At 71.2% G+C, this 15,578-nt stretch carries 15 protein-coding genes; 9 read left to right on the forward strand and 6 right to left on the reverse strand.

The window, feature by feature from the left end:
• Positions 1-40: 40 nt before the first annotated feature.
• From BLR04_RS16300 to BLR04_RS16315, 4 genes are all read left to right on the forward strand, one after another.
• Positions 41-1,246: a hypothetical protein gene (locus BLR04_RS16300; protein ID WP_143022065.1), complete on the forward strand. Its 1,206-nt coding sequence runs from the start codon at positions 41-43 to the stop codon at positions 1,244-1,246.
• Positions 1,247-1,388: 142 nt separating this feature from the next.
• Entirely contained in the window at positions 1,389-1,880 is a 492-nt protein-coding gene (locus BLR04_RS16305; protein ID WP_090765193.1) for a hypothetical protein, read from the forward strand.
• A gap of 531 nt (positions 1,881-2,411) precedes the next feature.
• Positions 2,412-3,401: a GTP 3',8-cyclase MoaA gene (gene moaA, locus BLR04_RS16310; protein ID WP_090765196.1), complete on the forward strand. Its 990-nt coding sequence runs from the start codon at positions 2,412-2,414 to the stop codon at positions 3,399-3,401.
• A 74-nt stretch (positions 3,402-3,475) separates the two neighbouring features.
• The gene (locus BLR04_RS16315; RefSeq protein ID WP_090765199.1) at positions 3,476-3,724 is read left to right on the forward strand and encodes a DUF6457 domain-containing protein; all 249 of its coding nucleotides are present in this window, start codon (positions 3,476-3,478) and stop codon (positions 3,722-3,724) included.
• Positions 3,725-4,038: 314 nt separating this feature from the next.
• On the opposite strand, the gene BLR04_RS16320 is transcribed toward BLR04_RS16315, so the two are convergent.
• The gene (locus BLR04_RS16320) at positions 4,039-4,350 is read right to left on the reverse strand and encodes a DUF3099 domain-containing protein (RefSeq protein ID WP_090765201.1); all 312 of its coding nucleotides are present in this window, start codon (positions 4,348-4,350) and stop codon (positions 4,039-4,041) included.
• A gap of 100 nt (positions 4,351-4,450) precedes the next feature.
• On the opposite strand from BLR04_RS16320, the gene BLR04_RS16325 reads away from it, so the two are divergent.
• Entirely contained in the window at positions 4,451-4,663 is a 213-nt protein-coding gene (locus tag BLR04_RS16325; RefSeq protein ID WP_090765203.1) for a dodecin, read from the forward strand.
• A 100-nt stretch (positions 4,664-4,763) separates the two neighbouring features.
• Positions 4,764-5,759: a linear amide C-N hydrolase gene (locus tag BLR04_RS16330; protein ID WP_090765205.1), complete on the forward strand. Its 996-nt coding sequence runs from the start codon at positions 4,764-4,766 to the stop codon at positions 5,757-5,759.
• A 7-nt stretch (positions 5,760-5,766) separates the two neighbouring features.
• On the opposite strand, the gene BLR04_RS16335 is transcribed toward BLR04_RS16330, so the two are convergent.
• Complete coding sequence (locus BLR04_RS16335) at positions 5,767-6,498, reverse strand: TetR/AcrR family transcriptional regulator (protein WP_090765208.1); 732 nt, start codon at positions 6,496-6,498, stop codon at positions 5,767-5,769.
• 76 nt (positions 6,499-6,574) lie between these two features.
• Between BLR04_RS16335 and BLR04_RS41340 the strand changes: the two genes are divergently transcribed.
• Positions 6,575-9,013 (forward strand): alpha/beta fold hydrolase, encoded by a 2,439-nt coding sequence (locus BLR04_RS41340; protein WP_218128995.1) that lies wholly within the window; start codon positions 6,575-6,577, stop codon positions 9,011-9,013.
• A gap of 115 nt (positions 9,014-9,128) precedes the next feature.
• Here the strand turns inward: BLR04_RS41340 and BLR04_RS16350 are convergent, their stop codons facing one another.
• Together BLR04_RS16350 and BLR04_RS16355 are read right to left on the reverse strand one after the other, a co-directional pair.
• Positions 9,129-10,520, reverse strand: a complete 1,392-nt coding sequence (locus BLR04_RS16350; RefSeq protein ID WP_090765211.1) for a metallopeptidase TldD-related protein — start codon at positions 10,518-10,520, stop codon at positions 9,129-9,131.
• The gene (locus BLR04_RS16355; RefSeq protein ID WP_090765214.1) at positions 10,517-12,010 is read right to left on the reverse strand and encodes a TldD/PmbA family protein; all 1,494 of its coding nucleotides are present in this window, start codon (positions 12,008-12,010) and stop codon (positions 10,517-10,519) included. Before BLR04_RS16355 ends, BLR04_RS16350 begins: the two co-directional genes overlap by 4 nt.
• A 77-nt stretch (positions 12,011-12,087) precedes the next feature.
• Here BLR04_RS16355 and fabG point away from each other — a divergent pair, with 77 nt between their 5' ends.
• A complete protein-coding gene (gene fabG, locus BLR04_RS16360; protein ID WP_090765217.1) occupies positions 12,088-12,783 on the forward strand; it encodes a 3-oxoacyl-ACP reductase FabG in 696 nt (231 codons plus the stop codon).
• A 1-nt stretch (position 12,784) separates the two neighbouring features.
• On the forward strand, positions 12,785-13,549 hold the full coding sequence (fabI, locus tag BLR04_RS16365; protein ID WP_090765221.1) for an enoyl-ACP reductase FabI: 765 nt from the start codon (positions 12,785-12,787) through the stop codon (positions 13,547-13,549).
• A gap of 41 nt (positions 13,550-13,590) precedes the next feature.
• On the opposite strand, the gene BLR04_RS16370 is transcribed toward fabI, so the two are convergent.
• On the reverse strand, positions 13,591-14,463 hold the full coding sequence (locus tag BLR04_RS16370) for a hypothetical protein (protein WP_090765224.1): 873 nt from the start codon (positions 14,461-14,463) through the stop codon (positions 13,591-13,593).
• 127 nt (positions 14,464-14,590) lie between these two features.
• On the reverse strand, positions 14,591-15,538 hold the full coding sequence (locus BLR04_RS16375; protein ID WP_090765227.1) for an aldo/keto reductase: 948 nt from the start codon (positions 15,536-15,538) through the stop codon (positions 14,591-14,593).
• Positions 15,539-15,578 lie beyond the last annotated feature (40 nt).

Raw genomic sequence — 15,578 nt, forward strand, 5'->3', positions numbered from 1 at the left:
GGGGTTTGGTCATTACCGGCCGGTTCCTACCGTCTTGATCATGACCAGAAGCATCCTTCTTGTCTCGCTCGCAGCGGGATCCCTCACGGTGCCCGCGATGGGGCCAACCGCTTGGGCAGCACCCACCGCGACCGAGCCCGCCATCCGCTCCATCACCGTACGTCCCGTAGATCCCGTCGTCGGGCCAGAGGGCTCCGTCCGCCTGGTGATCGATGTGATCGCCAGAGGCACGCACGGCAAGAACGGCGTCACCGTCGAGGTGGAACCGGGCGCCCCACCGGCCACGGTCCTCGCCGACAAGCCGCCGGTTCCCGACGCCGGTCAGCAGCAGCCGGTCAGTCCGCCCGTCCAGCAGCCCGTCCAGCAGCCCGTCCAGCAGCAGGTGCAGCCGCCTGCCTACACGCCCGCACAGGTCCCCGGCCACCCGCAGACCCGCGTCGTGGCACCGGGCCGGACCCAGCCCCAGCCGCACGTGCTGGCCCAGGGCAAGCGCCGCGTCCCGGGATCAGCCACCGTTCAGGCCCCCGCGGTCCAGTCGGCCGGTTCGGCGAACGTCCAGGCCCCCGCGCCCGCCGCCCAGCCGGCGGGTTCGACGGCTCTCCAGGCGCCGGCCGTCAGGAAGCGGCCCAGGCAGGCGGGGCTGCTGCCGGTCAACCCGCAGTCCGCCATCACGTACGACTGGCAGGGGCAGGTGTCGCAGCCCGCCACCGCGTCCGCCGCGACCGACGTTCACGCGCACGCCCACCCGCAGGTCCCGCCGCACATGGCCGGCCGCATGCGCGCCGCCCAGGCGACGGACCAGTGGCAGACGTGGCGGTTCCTGCCGGACAAGCGGCTCAACCGCTACTACCCGGCGGGCATCTGGACGGTCACCGCGACCGCCAAGGGCGCGGACGGCACGACCATCAAGGAGTACGCCTCGTTCGAGCTGCGCCGCGAGACCAAGCTCTCGTCGGTACGCGCGGAGAAGTCGGCCCGTTCGGACAACGCCCGGCTGTTCGGCTCGCTGACGCGGGTGGACCCGCGAGGCCTGACCGACTACGGGCCTTTCGCCAAGCAGGACCTGGAGATCCTCTGGCGTCCGGACACGTCCTCGACCTGGGAGAAGGTCGGATCGACGACGACGGACGCGGCGGGCGCGTTCAGCGTCTCGGTGAAGGGCCGCACGGACGGCTACTGGCGCGTCCGCTACCCCGGAACCACCCACTATGCTGCAGACGCCTCAAAGTCCAAGCAAATAGCATAAATCGCCATAAAATAGACATCGCATATCTAGTGTTACTAAATCGTGATTTGTAGATTCAGAACTTTTCCGTTCGACAACGCGTCTTTGCGTTGGACGCTCCCCGGCCTGGGGTGCGTTTTCCGAACGGGGAAGGAATCTGCACATGATGCGACGTCTGGCCGCAGGGCTGGCGGCCGCCGCCTTGGGCACCACGATGGTGGCCATCGCCTCTTCGCCCGCCCTCGCCGACCCGGGTCTCGACCCCGACGTCAGGGGCGGCAGCACCAGCCTCCAGTTCGACGCGAGCCCTGAGCCCGCCTGGCGGGGCCGGCCCATCACCCTCTCGGGCAAGCTCTCGGTGGAGTGCGCCGGCGACTACATCAGCGGCTTCGTCTCGGTGCACAACGCCGACACGTGCGAGAAGCAGGAGCGCCGGCACACCCTGGGCTGGAAGCGGATCTCGATCCTCTTCCAGCCCGCCGGCAGCAGCCGGTGGGAGTACGTCCGCAGCGTCCGTACCAGCGGCAACGGCTACTTCAAGACGGCCGCCACGGCCCGCACGTCAGGTACGTGGCGCGCGGTCTTCCAGGGGGCCCCGCACCTGGCCCCTTCGGCGGGCCAGGACTGGGTCAAGGTCATCGGCCACCGCCGCTGACCGGCGCCGGACCAGCAGAAACGAACGCCCGGCCACCACGGCCGGGCGTTCGCCATTTCGTCGCCCATTGGGCGACATTTACGCAGGAAAACGGGCCGTATCCCTACCGTGATGCCACTCCCCGGGAAAGCGCGCATTCGTCGCGAGCCCGGCAGCCCGACCTGATCAGGACGTCGACCCGCAGGCGGTGATCGGACCCACGCGCTCGCTGGCACCGTCGACGCCGGATCTCTCACCAGCCGTACGGCCGACCGCCGGACCTCTCCCTGACCCCCACATGGACGCGGCACCCGCTGGTTTCCTCGGCGCGCGCCGAGGAACTGGTCGGTGAGTACCCGGCCGCTCGGGCGGCCGCCGCCCTGGCCCGAGCGTGACACCGGCCGGTCGGTTTCGCCCCGGAGAGCCATCCCGTACGGTGAAGAGGAATCGATCTAGGGGAGAATGTGTTGAGGTGGCTGAAGTAGGAGCACTCACCCGGGGGACGGCCGAGGAAGTTCGGCGCCCCGGCAACTGAAGAGGAGGTGACGCCCCGTGTTGCGAGACTCGTTCGGACGGGTGGCGACTGATCTGCGGGTGTCCCTCACCGACAAGTGCAACCTGCGCTGCACGTACTGCATGCCCCCCGAGGGCCTCGACTGGCTGCCCAAGCCGCAGCTCCTCACGGCCGACGAGATCGTCCGGCTGGTGACGATCGGCGTCGAGCGGCTCGGCATCGAAGAGGTCCGCTACACCGGCGGCGAGCCGCTCCTGCGCCGCGAGCTGGTCGACATCGTGGCCCGCACCACGGCGCTGGAGCCCCGGCCGCAGGTGTCGCTCACCACGAACGGCATCGGCCTGGCACGCCTGGCCGAGCCCCTCGCCGAGGCCGGTCTCGACCGGGTCAACGTCTCGCTCGACACCCTCGACCCCGCCACGTTCAAGCAGCTCGCCCACCGCGACCGGCATGCCGACGTGATCGACGGCCTCGCCGCCGCCGACCGCGCGGGCCTGCGTCCGGTGAAGGTCAACGCGGTGCTGATGCGCGGCGTCAACGACCACGAGGCCGCGCCGCTGCTGCGCTGGAGCCTCGACCACGGGTACGAACTGCGCTTCATCGAGCAGATGCCGCTCGACGCCCAGCACGGCTGGAGCCGCGAGAACATGGTGACCGCCGACGAGATCCTCCAGCTGCTCTCCGCCGAGTTCGACCTCGTCCCCGACGACCTGGAAGAGCGCGGCAGCGCCCCGGCCGAGCGATTCCTCGTCGACGGCGGGCCCGCGCGCGTGGGCGTGATCGGCTCGGTGACGCGGCCGTTCTGCGGCGCGTGCGACCGGGTCAGGCTCACGGCCGACGGCCAGGTGCGCAACTGTCTGTTCGCGACCGAGGAGTCCGACCTGAAGACGGCGATGCGTGCGGGCGCCTCCGACGACGAGCTCGAAGAGCGGTGGCGCCTGGCCGTGTCGCGCAAGCGCGCGGGGCACGGCATCGACGACCCGTCCTTCCTGCAGCCGTCCCGCCCGATGTCCGCCATCGGCGGCTGACCGGCGTTCTCCCCGGCCCCGCCCGGGCGCTCCCGGGTGGGTACGACACCATGACCGACCCTGAGGAGGCTCGTATGCACGTGCTCAACGAATGGACCGCCCTGGCCTGCAAGGAACTGGGCATCGACCCGGCACAGGTCGACCGCGACAAGATCCTCGACCTCACGAAGGAGGTCGCCCACAACGTCGCCCGCCCGGCGGCGCCGCTGACGGCGTACCTGCTGGGGCTCGCCCAGGGGGCGGGCACCGCCTCCGAGGACGCCGTGGCGAGACTGGTCGAGCTGGCGCAGAAGTGGGAGCGGACGAGCGAGAAAGCTGACTGATCGCCGGCACTCATCCGAACTGCCGACGTCAAGGCGACGCCCTGCCTGAGGATTTCCTGGGAATAACCGGGCAGGGCGAAAGTGAAAACGATTTCGGGAAAGTCGCCCTATCCAACACGCCCAGGCGGCCAGGAGTTGATCAATACCTTGCCGGGAAAAGGGCAACGCCGGGTGGTTACGGGGGCAAACCACCCGGCGTCGCTTCATCGGCGTTCCGACGGGGGCCCGGAACGCCGGCACCAGCACTCCGACGGGGGACCGAAGTGCTTGGCTAAAGCGTACACCTACAACCCATGGGATGCGTCAAGACTTAGTCACGACCCGATCTCGCGTCGATGCAGCGGTATCTCGGTTTGGTTAGCTTCTGGTGACTCAATAGTCTGCGAAGGGGCAGGTTCGCCCCTCTCATTGGCCCCGATTACGGCTATGTATGGCAAAAAGACCGCAGCGGCGATGAACAGCAGCCGGTACGGCCACGGCACGGGCACCACGACCGCCAGGATCAGGCAGATCGTCCGGATGCCCATCTTGATGAGATAACTGATCTCGCGCTTGCGAAGGTTGTCCGACAACGACGGCCGCGCGTCCGTCACCTGATGGACCTGCTTCTTGCGCCGGACCTTCATACATCCCACGGTAGACCCAGGGGGTGGTGGTCGCGACCGCGCCCCGAAAGGGGCGCCGAGTAACGCGATCATGGCCGTTCGGTAAGGAAGGATGGGGAGAATGACGGATCGTACGTATCGGGTGACGGAGATCGTCGGCACGTCGGGGGAGAGCCTCGACGACGCCATCCGCAACGGCCTGCGCCGGGCCGCGCAGACGCTGCGCCACCTCGACTGGTTCGAGGTGACGCAGATCCGCGGGCACATCGAGTCGGGGGAGGTCGCCCACTACCAGGTCGGCATGAAGGTGGGCTTCCGCCTCGAGGACACCTGACGCCCTGGGGACGCCTGACGCATCGAGGGCGCCTCACGCCCTGAGCGCGCGGCCGTCCTGAGGGCGTGACAGGACCCGTTCACGCCTGCACAATGCGGGCATGCAGCGTCGTACGGTCGCCGTGGTGTTGTCGGTGCTGGCCCTCGCCGCCGTTCCGGCGTGCGCGCCGGGAGGCGCCGAGCGGCCCGCACCGGCGCTCGCCGCGCGGGCGGAGGTGCTCCGGCAGACGCCCGTCGAGATCGCGCGGACGACGGCCGGCCTGCGCCGGCTGGACGACCTGCCGATGTACGAGATGACCTACCACGGCGGCTACGACGCGGAGGCGCCGCTCACCGACGCGGAGCTGGCCCGCCCTGCCGACGGCTGGGCGTGCTCGCTGTTCCACCGCGACGGCGAGTTCGGCAGGAACTTCGACTGGGACCCCAACCCCGCGATGGTCGTCCACGCCCGCCCGCCAGGCGGCCACGCCTCGGTGTCGCTGGCCGACGTCTCCTACCTGTTCGAGCCCGGCCACGGCGCGCCCGACCTCGACGACCCGCAGGACCGGCGGCGGCTCGCGCACGCGGTGCTGGCGCCGTTCGACGGCATGAACGACCAGGGCCTCGCCGTGGGGCTCGCGGCGGCGCCGGACGCGGAGCTGCCCGCGCGCAGGCCCGGGCACGTCACGGTGGGCGGGCTGCGGATCATCCGGCTGGTCCTCGACCGCGCGGCGACGGTGCCGGAGGCTATCGAGCTGATGCGCCGCTACGACCTCGACTTCACCGGCGGCCCGCAGCTGCACTATCTGATCGCCGACCGGGCGGGCAGGTCGGCGGTGGTCGAGTACGGCGAGGGCCGGATGAACGTCGTCGACGACCGCCACCTCACCAACATCGCACTGACCGGCGCCGACCGGGCCACCAAGCTCGCCGACCGCCGCTACCGCCTTCTCGCCGAGGGCGGCCGTACGGAGGCGATGGAGCTGCTGCGGAAGGTGGCCCAGCCACACACTCGCTGGTCGGTGGTCTACGACCTGGACGACGGCACCGGCCGTCTCGTCACCGGACAGCGATGGGACCGCATCCACACGATCCGCCTCGCTGACGCCACGTCGTGACCGGCACTCAGCGTCCGGGCAGGGGGAGTTTCATCCTGGCCGCCGCGCCGTCCAGCAGGACGGCGAGGCCGTAGCAGAACCGGTCGCGCGCCGACCGGCCGCCGAGGAGCCGTCCGAACACCCCCTGGGGATCGCCGCCGTCGTAGAGCGCCTGGGTGTGCGGGAACTCGCCGCTCGCGAACTGCTCCTGCGCGAACCGCATGACCTCGTCGGCCATCTCGGTATCCGAGCCGCCCGCCTGCACCTCGGCCGAGCGCAGCACGTTGCCGTGCACGTAGTCGTCGACCATGGACAGCAGCGCGAACTTGCCGGGCGCGTCGAGCGTGGTGCCGGCGAGGGCGGCGAGTGACTGCTCGAAGTGCCGCATGGCGTTGGGGCCGGCCTGCGCGTTCTGCAGGGAGTGCAGCGACCAGGGGTGGCGCATCAGCACGTCCCAGGTGCGGATGGCGATCGCGCAGAGCGCGTCGTACCAGTGGGACGGCAGCTCGTCGGAGGGGATCAGCACCTCGCCCATGATCGCGTCGTCCATCAGCGCGACCAGCTCGTCCTTGGTGCGGACGTAGTAGTAGAGCGTCATGGTGCCGGCGCCCAGCTCGCCGGCGATCCGCCGCATCGAGACGGCGGCGAACCCCTCGGCGTCGGCGATCTCCAGCGCGGCCTGCGCGATCTGCGCGCGGGTGAACTTCGGCCGCCGCCCACCGGGCTCCGGCCGCGTCCAGATGAGTTCGCCGCTTGTCATTCGTACACTGTACCGCTAGCGTTCTTAGTACAAAGTACGAAAAATACGTACACAGTACGATCAAAAGGTGTGTGTCATGACGAGAACCGATGTGCTGATCGTCGGGGCGGGGCCCACCGGGCTGACCCTCGCCTGCGAACTCGCGGCGCGCGGCGTCGCGTTCCTGATCGTCGACCGGGCCACCCGCTTCTTCGGCGGGTCGCGTGCCGACGGCATCCAGCCGCGCACCATGGAGGTCTTCGCCGACCTCGGCGTCATCGACCCGATTCTGGCCTCCGGCGGCCTCGACCTGCTCCTGCGCGCCTACCGGGGCGACCAGGTGGTCTGGGAGGGGCAGATGGCCGAGCCCGTCGAGCCGACGCCGTCGGTGCCGTACCCGAACACCTGGTTCGTGCCGCAGTTCCGCACCGAGGAGATCCTCCGCGAACGGCTCAGCGAGCTCGGCGGGCGCGTGGAGACCGCGACCGAGCTGACCGGCTTCACCCAGGACGCCGACGGCGTGACCGCCGTCCTCAGCTCCGGCACCGTGCGCGCCCGCTACCTGGTCGGCGCGGACGGCGGGCGCAGCACCGTCCGCAAGCGGCTCGGCGTCGCGTTCCCCGGCGAGACCGACGAGAGCACCACGACGCTCTTCGCCGACGCCCACGTGGACGGCGTCGACCGCAGCCACGGCCGCATCTGGCAGGCCGGCGACGACGGCGTCATGCTCGCGCCACTGGCCGGGAGTGACCTGTTCGTCGTGACCGCACGGCCTCCCGAGGACGAGGACGAGCCCATCCGCGACTACCTACGGCGCAAGGTGATCGAGGCGTCCGGCCGGTCCGAGATCCGCGTGCGCGAGGTCACCTGGCACACCACCTGGCGGGCGAACAGCAGGCTGGCCGAGCGCTTCATGGTCGGCCGGGTCCTCCTGGCCGGCGACGCCGGTCACGTGCATCCGCCGACCGGCGGCCAGGGCATGAACACCGGCATCCAGGACGGCTACAACCTCGGCTGGAAGCTCGCCGCGACCCTGGCCGGCGCCCCGGCGTCCCTGCTGGACAGCTACGAGCCCGAGCGGATGGCGGCGGCGCGCGCCGCGCTGGAGCTCAGCACGCGACTGCTGGACAAGCACCGGCGCGGCGATGACGACGCCCACGTACGCGGCGCAGAGGTGCACCAGCTCGCGCTGAACTACCGCGAAGGCCCGCTCTCCCGCGACGAGCGCGCCGCCCCTGGCCCCGTCACGGCCGGCGACCGGGCCCCTGACGCGCCCGCGACCGCCGCCGACGGCCGTCCGATCCGGCTGTTCGACCTGCTGCGCGGCCCGCACTGGACGCTGCTCGCCTTCGGCGCGGCACACGCGCCCGCGGTGGCCGTCATGAACGCCACGTACGGTCCCGCCCTGCGCGCGCACACCGTGACCGTCCCCGGCGAACCCGTCGGGGACGACACCGTTCTTGACACCGCTGGGCACCTCCGCACCGGCTACGGCGCAGGCGACGGCACCTGGGTCCTGATCCGCCCCGACGGCTACATCGGCCTGATCGCCGAAGCCGCGGACCGGGTCGTCGCGTACTGGACGGCCCTGCACGGCCAGGCTGCGAGAGCGCGCACCGCCGGATCGCCCTGGCCTGAGGTATGCCGATCGCGAACACGGCCGGAGAAACGCACATCCGCGCGTACGCTCGGCGACGTGAGGATGATCGATGGCCTGGCCTGTGACGAGACGGGTGAGGGCCCCGCGGTGGTGCTCGTCCACGCGGGCATCGCCGATCGGCGCATGTGGCGGCACCAGCGCGACGAGCTGTCCGCTCGTCATCGGACGATCAGCTACGACTGGCGCGGGTACGGTGAGTCGGCCGACCCGGCGGGCGAACTCGTCCACCACGAGGACCTGCTGCGCGTGCTCGACGGACTCGGCGTGCAGCGGGCGCTGCTCGTGGGCACCTCGATGGGTGGCTCCCACGCGGTCGAAGCGGCGTTGGTGGCGCCGCACCGGGTGGCGGGGCTGGTGCTGATCTCGTCCGGGCTGTCGGGCCATACGTGGCCGGAGGAAATGATCGCGCAGGCGCGGGAGCGGGTGCACAGCACTGTTCCCGCCGATCGGCTGGCCCGTTATGGGAGCGGGACGGCCGACACGGTGCTTCCCGGCGACCTCGACGCCTTCGCCCGCGCACATGCGCTCTGGCAGGTCGCCGGGCCCGACCGCGGATCGGACGATCTCGATCCGGAGGTGTGGGACTTGGCGTTCGTCATGATGCGCCGGGTGTTCGAGCGCTCCTGGAGCCGTCCGCCGGTGACCGAGCGGCACCTGTCGGCCAAGGACCGGCTGCGCGAGATCAGCTGCCCCACCTTGGTGATCAACGGACTGTCGGACGTCCCTGGCATCCAGGCGGTGTCGGAGCTGCTGGCCGAGGAGATCAGGAACGCCCGGCGGCTCGACCTGCCGGCGACCGGGCACCTCCCGCCGCTGGAGCGGCCGGCTGAGGTCAACGCCGCACTCACCGGTTTCCTGGGCGACCTGAGCTGGTGAACGAGCCCTGATCAGCGGCATGCGCCGCGGCTCGCCGCGACATCGTCGGCGTCCTGCACCGGTCCACCGGCCCTCGGCTCCGGGTGCGGAGCCGAGGGGCCTGGTGGAGGCGCGGTCAGCTCGCCTGGCTGACCGTGGACATGTTGAAGTCGGGCACCCGCAGCGCCGGCATGACCGTGCGCTGGAAGTACTCGTTCCACTCGCGCGGCAGCGTCCGCTCGCTCGCGCCCGCCTCGCTCGCCCGTCCCAGCAGGTCGACCGGGCTCTCGTTGAAGCGGAAGTTGTTCACCTCGCCCACGACCTCGCCGTCCTCGACGAGGTAGACGCCGTCGCGGGTCAGGCCGGTCAGGAGCAGGGTCTGCGGGTCGACCTCGCGGATGTACCACAGGCACGTGACGAGCAGGCCGCGCCGCGTCGAGGAGATCATCTGCTCCAGCGACGGCCCGTCGCCCGGCCCGCGCAGGATCAGGTTGTCGACGCCCGGCGTCACGGGCAGCCCGCTCAGCTCCGCCGAGTAGCGGGTCTGCAGCAGCGCCTCCAGCCGGCCGTCCTTGATCCAGTCGGTGGGCGCCAGCGGCAGCCCGTTGTCGAACACCGAGCCGTCGCGGCTGGAGGCGTGCGCGGTCACGAACGGCGCGCACGCGATGCCGTCGACGCCCGGGTCGCTCGACAGCGTCAGCGGCAGCGAGGCCAGCTGCTCGCCGACGCGGGTGCCCCCGCCCGGTTTGGCGAACACCGAGCGCCCGTCGAGCGCGTCCCTCGCGCCCGACGACCAGTACAGGTAGATCATCAGGTCGGCCACCGCGCTCGGCGGCAGCAGCGTCTCGTAGCGGCCGGCGGGCAGGTCGATGCGCGTCTTGGCCCATTCGAGGCGCTGCGCCAGCGACGCGTCGAGCGCGGCCACGTCGACGTCGGCGAAGTCCTCGGTGGACACGCCGGTCCACGCCGAGCGCTTCAGGTCGCCGGACTTGGCGTTCAGCTCGAGCCGCCCGGTCGGCTGGTCGTGGCGCAGCCGCACGCCCGTCGACGTGCCGAGGAACGTCGAGGTCAGGGAGTGCTCGGCGTAGCCGTACAGCTTCCTGTCGCCCGCCTCGGCCGCGGTGAACGCGTCGCCGAGCGCGGGCGCGAACGCCTCGAACACCCCGATGTCGGTCGGCCGTACCTCGTCGTCCCAGTGCGGCGACGCGGGCCCGGCCTCGACCAGCGGGCGGGCGTCCTCGGACGGCTGGGCGGCGCGCGCGGCGGCGTCGGCCGCCGCCACCACGTCGGCCAGCTGATCGGGACGTACGGCGGCGCGCGACACGACCCCCACGCCCTGCCCCGCGATCGAGATCACCGTCAGCCGCGAGGACCGGGACACCCCGTTGGTGGTCAGCGTGTTGCCGGCGAAGCGCAGGTTGGCCGTGGACCCCTCGTCCACCAGGACCACGCAGCCGTCGTTGCGCGACAGCTCGAGCGCCCGCTCCACCGTCTCCTGCGCGGAGGTCTGCACAGAAACCCCGCTCATTTCCCGCCCTCCTGCACCGTGTTGAGTATCCGCACGCCCCTGAACAGCGCCGACGGACAGCCGTGGCTCACCGGGGCGACCTGCCCCGGCTGGCCCTTGCCGCAGTTGAACGCGCCGCCCAGCACGTACGTCCGCGGCCCGCCGACCGCCTCCATCGACCGCCAGAAGTCGGTGGTCGTCGCCTGGTAGGCGAAGTCCCTGACCTGCCCGTCCAGCCGCCCGTTCGTGATCTTGTACGCGCGCTGGCCCGTGAACTGGAAGTTGTACCTCTGCATGTCGATCGACCAGCTCTTGTCGCCGACGATGTACAGGCCCCGCTCGACGCCCGCGATCAGCTCGTCGGTCGAGGGGCCGCCGGGCGCCGGCGCCAGCGACACGTTGGCCATGCGCTGGATCGGCATGTGGCCGGGCGAGTCGGCGAAGGCGCACCCGTTGGAGCGGCCGAACCCCTTCATCAGCGCCATCCGCCGGTCGAGCTGGTAGCCCACCAGGACGCCGTCGCGGATGATGTCGAAGCTCTGCCCCTGCACGCCCTCGTCGTCGTAGCCGATCGTGGCCAGCCCGTGGGTGACCGTGCGGTCGCCGGTCACGTTCATCACCGGCGAGCCGTACACCAGCTCGCCCAGCTGGTCGAACGTGGCGAAGCTGGTGCCCGCGTAGGCGGCCTCGTAGCCGAGGGCGCGGTCGAGCTCCGTCGCGTGGCCGATCGACTCGTGGATCGTCAGCCACAGGTTGGACGGGTCGACCACGAGGTCGTAGTCGCCCGCCTCGATCGACGGCGCGGCCAGCTTCTCGGCCAGCAGTTCGGGCAGCCGGGCCAGCTCGCCCTGCCAGTCCCAGCCCGTGCCGGTCAGGTACTCGTAGCCGCGGCCGACCGGCGGCGCGATCGTCGACATGTCGTCGAAGCCGCTCTCGGCGGCCTTCATCGCGTTGAGCGCCGGGTGCACCCGCACCCGCTGCTGAGTGGTCGTCGTGCCGACCGTGTCGGCGTAGAACTTCTGCTCCTTGACCTGCAGCAGCCGGGCCGAGACGTGGTCGGCGCCCTTCAGCAGGCCGGCCGACCACTCGGCCAGCAGGCCCACCTTGTCGGCCTGCGCCACCTCGAACGGGTCGACGTCGTACTCCGACACCCACACCGCGTCGGCGTGCACCGGCTCGGGCGCCAGCTCGATCCGCTCGCGGTTGATCGGGGCGCTCACCTCGGCCACCCGCACCGCCTGCTCGGCCACCCTCGCGGCGGCCTCGGGCGTCAGGTGGATGCCGGCGGCGAACCCCCACGTGCCGCCCTTGACGACGCGCACGGCGTAGCCCAGGTCGTCGGCGTCCATGGCTCCTTCGAGCCGGGCATCGTAGAGACTCAGGGTCTCGGCGCGTACGCGTTCGAGGCGGAAGTCGGCGTGTTCGGCGCCGAGGTCGCGTGCGCGTTGCAGGGCGGCGTCCGCGAGCTGCCGCAGCGGCAGCTCCAGGAAATCGGGATCGATCTGGCGCATGTCCACGATCCTAACCCTGTGATCTTGTACCACCCGGACAAGCGCATACTCGCCGGTAGCAGATAGCGTCATGTCTCATGGCACGCTCTGTACTCGTCACCGGGGGCAATCGCGGCATAGGCCTCGCGATCGCCCGTGAACTCGCCGCGGCCGGCGACGCCGTCGCCGTCACCTACCGATCAGGGGAGCCTCCCGAGGGCCTGTTCGGCGTGCGCTGCGACGTCACCAGCACGGCCGACGTCGAGGCGGCCTTCGACAAGGTCGAGGCCGAGCAGGGCCCGGTCGAGGTGCTGGTGTCCAACGCCGGCATGACCAAGGACACCCTGCTGGCGATGATGAAGGAAGAGACCTTCACCGAGGTCATCGACGCCAACCTCACCGGCGCCTACCGCGTCGCCAAGCGGGCCATCCGGCCCATGATGAAGCTCAAGCGCGGCCGCATCATCCTTATCTCCTCCGTCGTCGGCCTGAGCGGCCAGGCCGGTCAGACCAACTACGCCGCCTCCAAGGCGGGCCTCGTCGGCTTCGCCCGCTCGCTGGCGCGCGAGTACGGCTCGCGCAACATCACGGCCAACGTCGTCTCGCCCGGCTTCGTGGCCACCGACATGACGGCCGGCCTCGACCAGGAGGCCATCGTGGCCAACATCCCGCTCGGGCGGCAGGCGGCCCCCGCGGAGATCGCACGCGTCGTCCGGTTCCTGGCCAGTGACGACGCCTCCTACATCACCGGCGCCGTGATCCCGGTCGACGGCGGACTCGGAATGGGGCACTGACGTGGGCATTCTCGAAGGCAAGCGCATTCTCGTCACCGGCGTCCTGACCGACGCCTCGATCGCGTTCTCGGTGGCCAAGCTGGCCCAGGAAGAGGGCGCCACGGTCGTCCTGACCGGGTTCGGCCGGCTGAGCCTGGTCGAGCGGATCGCCAAGCGGCTGCCGGAGCCGGCGCCGGTGCTCGAGCTCGACGTCCAGAACACCGACCACCTCGACACGCTGGCCGACCGGGTCGGCGAGCACCTCGACGGGCTCGACGGCGTGGTCCACTCGATCGGCTTCGCCCCGCAGACCGCGCTCGGCGGCAACTTCCTCAACACCCCGTGGGACGACGTCGCCACCGCGCTGCAGGTCTCCACCTACTCCTTCAAGTCGCTGGCCGTGGCCTGCCTGCCGCTCATGAAGGAGGGCGGCGCCGTCGTCGGCCTCGACTTCGACGCCTCCAAGGCGTGGCCCGTCTACGACTGGATGGGCGTGGCCAAGGCCGGCCTCGAGTCGTGCAGCCGTTACCTCGCCCGCGACCTCGGCAAGCACAACATCCGCGTCAACCTGGTCGCGGCGGGCCCGCTGCGCACCATGGCGGCCAAGTCGATCCCCGGCTTCCAGGAGTTCGAGGACAGCTGGCCGGAGAAGGCCCCGCTCGGCTGGGACCTCGCCGACACGCTGCCGACGGCCAAGGCGTGCGTGGCCCTGATGTCCGACTGGTTCCCCGCCACGACGGGCGAGATCGTCCACGTCGACGGCGGCGTCCACGCCATCGGCTCCTGACGTAACACCTCATGTCCGGCGCCCGCGTGGGCGGGCGCCGGTCAGGCGAGGCGGTGCCGCCCGCCGCCGGCGCGGGCCGGCTCGAACGGGATCGACTCCGACGGCTCCGTACGGGCCCGGCGCTGCTGCACGATGCGGGCGGCCAGCACCGCGGAGCCCAGCAGCGCGATCGTCAGCACCGTGCCGAGCACGTCGGTGGCCGGCGGGGTGGGGCGCACGACCCGGCGGTCCTCCATCGGCACCGCGAGCTCGTGCGCGAACGGGTTCGGCCACAGCAGCTCGACCCGCGGCTCCTCGGGGTCGGCCCGCTTCTTCGTCACCGGGCGCGGGGTGTCCACCGTCTGCGGCCGGTTCTCCGGCCGGCTCGTGACCGACGGAACCACTGCGGCCTCGTCACGCTCACGTTCGCGTTCGCTCTCGTCCCGCCGCTCGGGGCGCTGTGTGCGCTCGGCCGGGGGAGTGGCCTCGGGCCGCGGCGTCGTCTCGAGCTCGTCCTCGACGCAGGAGATCACCGGCAGGCAGATGCCGGCCAGGTCGTCCGGCAGGAGCGAGGTGGTCGGCCTGGCGCGTTCGGACGTCGCGACCTCGGACGGCTCGTCCCGCGCGCCGCGGTCGGCCGGGTCGGCGGAACGGCTCGTGGAGGGACGGGTCGTCGGGACGACCTCGCCGACGCGGCCCAGCACCTCGTCCGTGGTCTTGTCGACGCCTTCGGTGAGCTTCTCGGTGGTGCCGCCGGTCAGCGTGTCGACCGTACCGGTGACCACGCCGACGACGTCGCACAAGGTGTTGGTCACGCCCGAGAGGAGCCCGCCGTCGCGCGTGCAGTCCTGTGCGGACGCGGCCGGCGCGCCCATCGGGACAGCTGCCAGCGCCACCGCGAGGACTCCCGCCGAGATCGCGGTCCTGCTCCCCATCCATTCCCCCCTGCGTCGCCTCCAAGTGAAATCTTTACGGACAACGCACGCCAGAGGCAGGCGTTTGGCGGGTAACGTTGCGATTCGGTATCGACTAGTGATACGCGAGAGAAAATCTCGTTCGCTGTCAGTCGAGGGACGACACATCGTCGAGCGCCTCCCGGATCTCCCGGGGCAGCACGACCTCCTCGGCCGGCAGCACCCCCTTGAGCTGCGCGTGCGTACGCGCGCCGACGATGGCCGAGGCGACGCCGGGCTGGTCGCGCACCCATGACAGGGCCACCGCCAGCGGAGACACCCCGAGACCGTCGGCCGCGGTCATGACCGACTCGACGACCCGGCGGCTGCGCTCGTCGAGGTAGGGCCGGACGAAGTCGGCGAAGTGCGGCGTCGCGGCCCGCGAGTCGGCGGGGACGCCCGTGCGGTACTTGCCGGTCAGCACACCCCGGCCCAGCGGCGACCAGGCCAGCACGCCGACGCCGAGGTGGTTGGCGGCGGGCAGCAGCTCGCGCTCGGGTTCGCGGGCCAGCAGGGAGTACTCGGTCTGCGCCGAGGTGATCGGGATGCGGCCGGGCACCGACTTCTGGGTGACCGAGGCGGCGGCCAGCTGCCAGCCGGAGTAGTCGCACACGCCCGCGTATACCGCGCGGCCCGAGGAGACGATCGCGTCGAGCGCGCCCATCGTCTCCTCCAGCGGCACCTCGTCGTCGTAGGTGTGCAGCTGCCACAGGTCGACGTAGTCGAGCCCGAGGCGGTTGAGTGAGTCGTCGATCGCGGCGATCAGGTGGCGGCGGGAGGCGTCGCGCGGCCGGCGACCGGCCGGCGTCACCACGGCCTTGGTCGAGATGACGAGCTCGGAGCGCGGTACGGAGTCGCGCAGCATCCGGCCGAGCAGCCGCTCGGCGTCGCCGCCGGTGTAGACGTCGGCCGTGTCGACGAGGGTGCCGCCCGCGTCGAGGAAGGTGCGGAGCTGGGCGGCGGCCTCCTCCGCGTCGGTGTCACGGCCCCAGGTCATCGTGCCGAGCCCCAGCCGGGACACCGACAGGCCGCTGTGGCCGACATAGCGCTGCTCCATGATCCCGCCAGGGTACCGTCCGGGCCGATGAATCGGCGTT

This window comes from Nonomuraea maritima (genome assembly GCF_900100395.1).
GTDB classification, from domain to species: Bacteria; Actinomycetota; Actinomycetes; order Streptosporangiales; family Streptosporangiaceae; genus Nonomuraea; species Nonomuraea maritima.

What these genes read in the sequence shown, in the direction of transcription:
- fabG (WP_090765217.1), top strand. Translation starts at nt 12,088, where the DNA reads ATGGCACGCTCTGTACTCGTCACCGGGGGCAATCGCGGCATAGGCCTC.
- BLR04_RS16315 (WP_090765199.1), top strand. Translation starts at nt 3,476, where the DNA reads ATGCACGTGCTCAACGAATGGACCGCCCTGGCCTGCAAGGAACTGGGC.
- BLR04_RS16355 (WP_090765214.1), bottom strand. Translation starts at nt 12,010, where the DNA reads ATGCGCCAGATCGATCCCGATTTCCTGGAGCTGCCGCTGCGGCAGCTC.
- BLR04_RS16325 (WP_090765203.1), top strand. Translation starts at nt 4,451, where the DNA reads ATGACGGATCGTACGTATCGGGTGACGGAGATCGTCGGCACGTCGGGG.
- BLR04_RS16375 (WP_090765227.1), bottom strand. Translation starts at nt 15,538, where the DNA reads ATGGAGCAGCGCTATGTCGGCCACAGCGGCCTGTCGGTGTCCCGGCTG.
- BLR04_RS16370 (WP_090765224.1), bottom strand. Translation starts at nt 14,463, where the DNA reads ATGGGGAGCAGGACCGCGATCTCGGCGGGAGTCCTCGCGGTGGCGCTG.
- BLR04_RS16305 (WP_090765193.1), top strand. Translation starts at nt 1,389, where the DNA reads ATGATGCGACGTCTGGCCGCAGGGCTGGCGGCCGCCGCCTTGGGCACC.
- BLR04_RS16330 (WP_090765205.1), top strand. Translation starts at nt 4,764, where the DNA reads ATGCAGCGTCGTACGGTCGCCGTGGTGTTGTCGGTGCTGGCCCTCGCC.
- BLR04_RS16350 (WP_090765211.1), bottom strand. Translation starts at nt 10,520, where the DNA reads ATGAGCGGGGTTTCTGTGCAGACCTCCGCGCAGGAGACGGTGGAGCGG.
- BLR04_RS41340 (WP_218128995.1), top strand. Translation starts at nt 6,575, where the DNA reads ATGACGAGAACCGATGTGCTGATCGTCGGGGCGGGGCCCACCGGGCTG.
- BLR04_RS16300 (WP_143022065.1), top strand. Translation starts at nt 41, where the DNA reads ATGACCAGAAGCATCCTTCTTGTCTCGCTCGCAGCGGGATCCCTCACG.
- BLR04_RS16335 (WP_090765208.1), bottom strand. Translation starts at nt 6,498, where the DNA reads ATGACAAGCGGCGAACTCATCTGGACGCGGCCGGAGCCCGGTGGGCGG.
- BLR04_RS16320 (WP_090765201.1), bottom strand. Translation starts at nt 4,350, where the DNA reads ATGAAGGTCCGGCGCAAGAAGCAGGTCCATCAGGTGACGGACGCGCGG.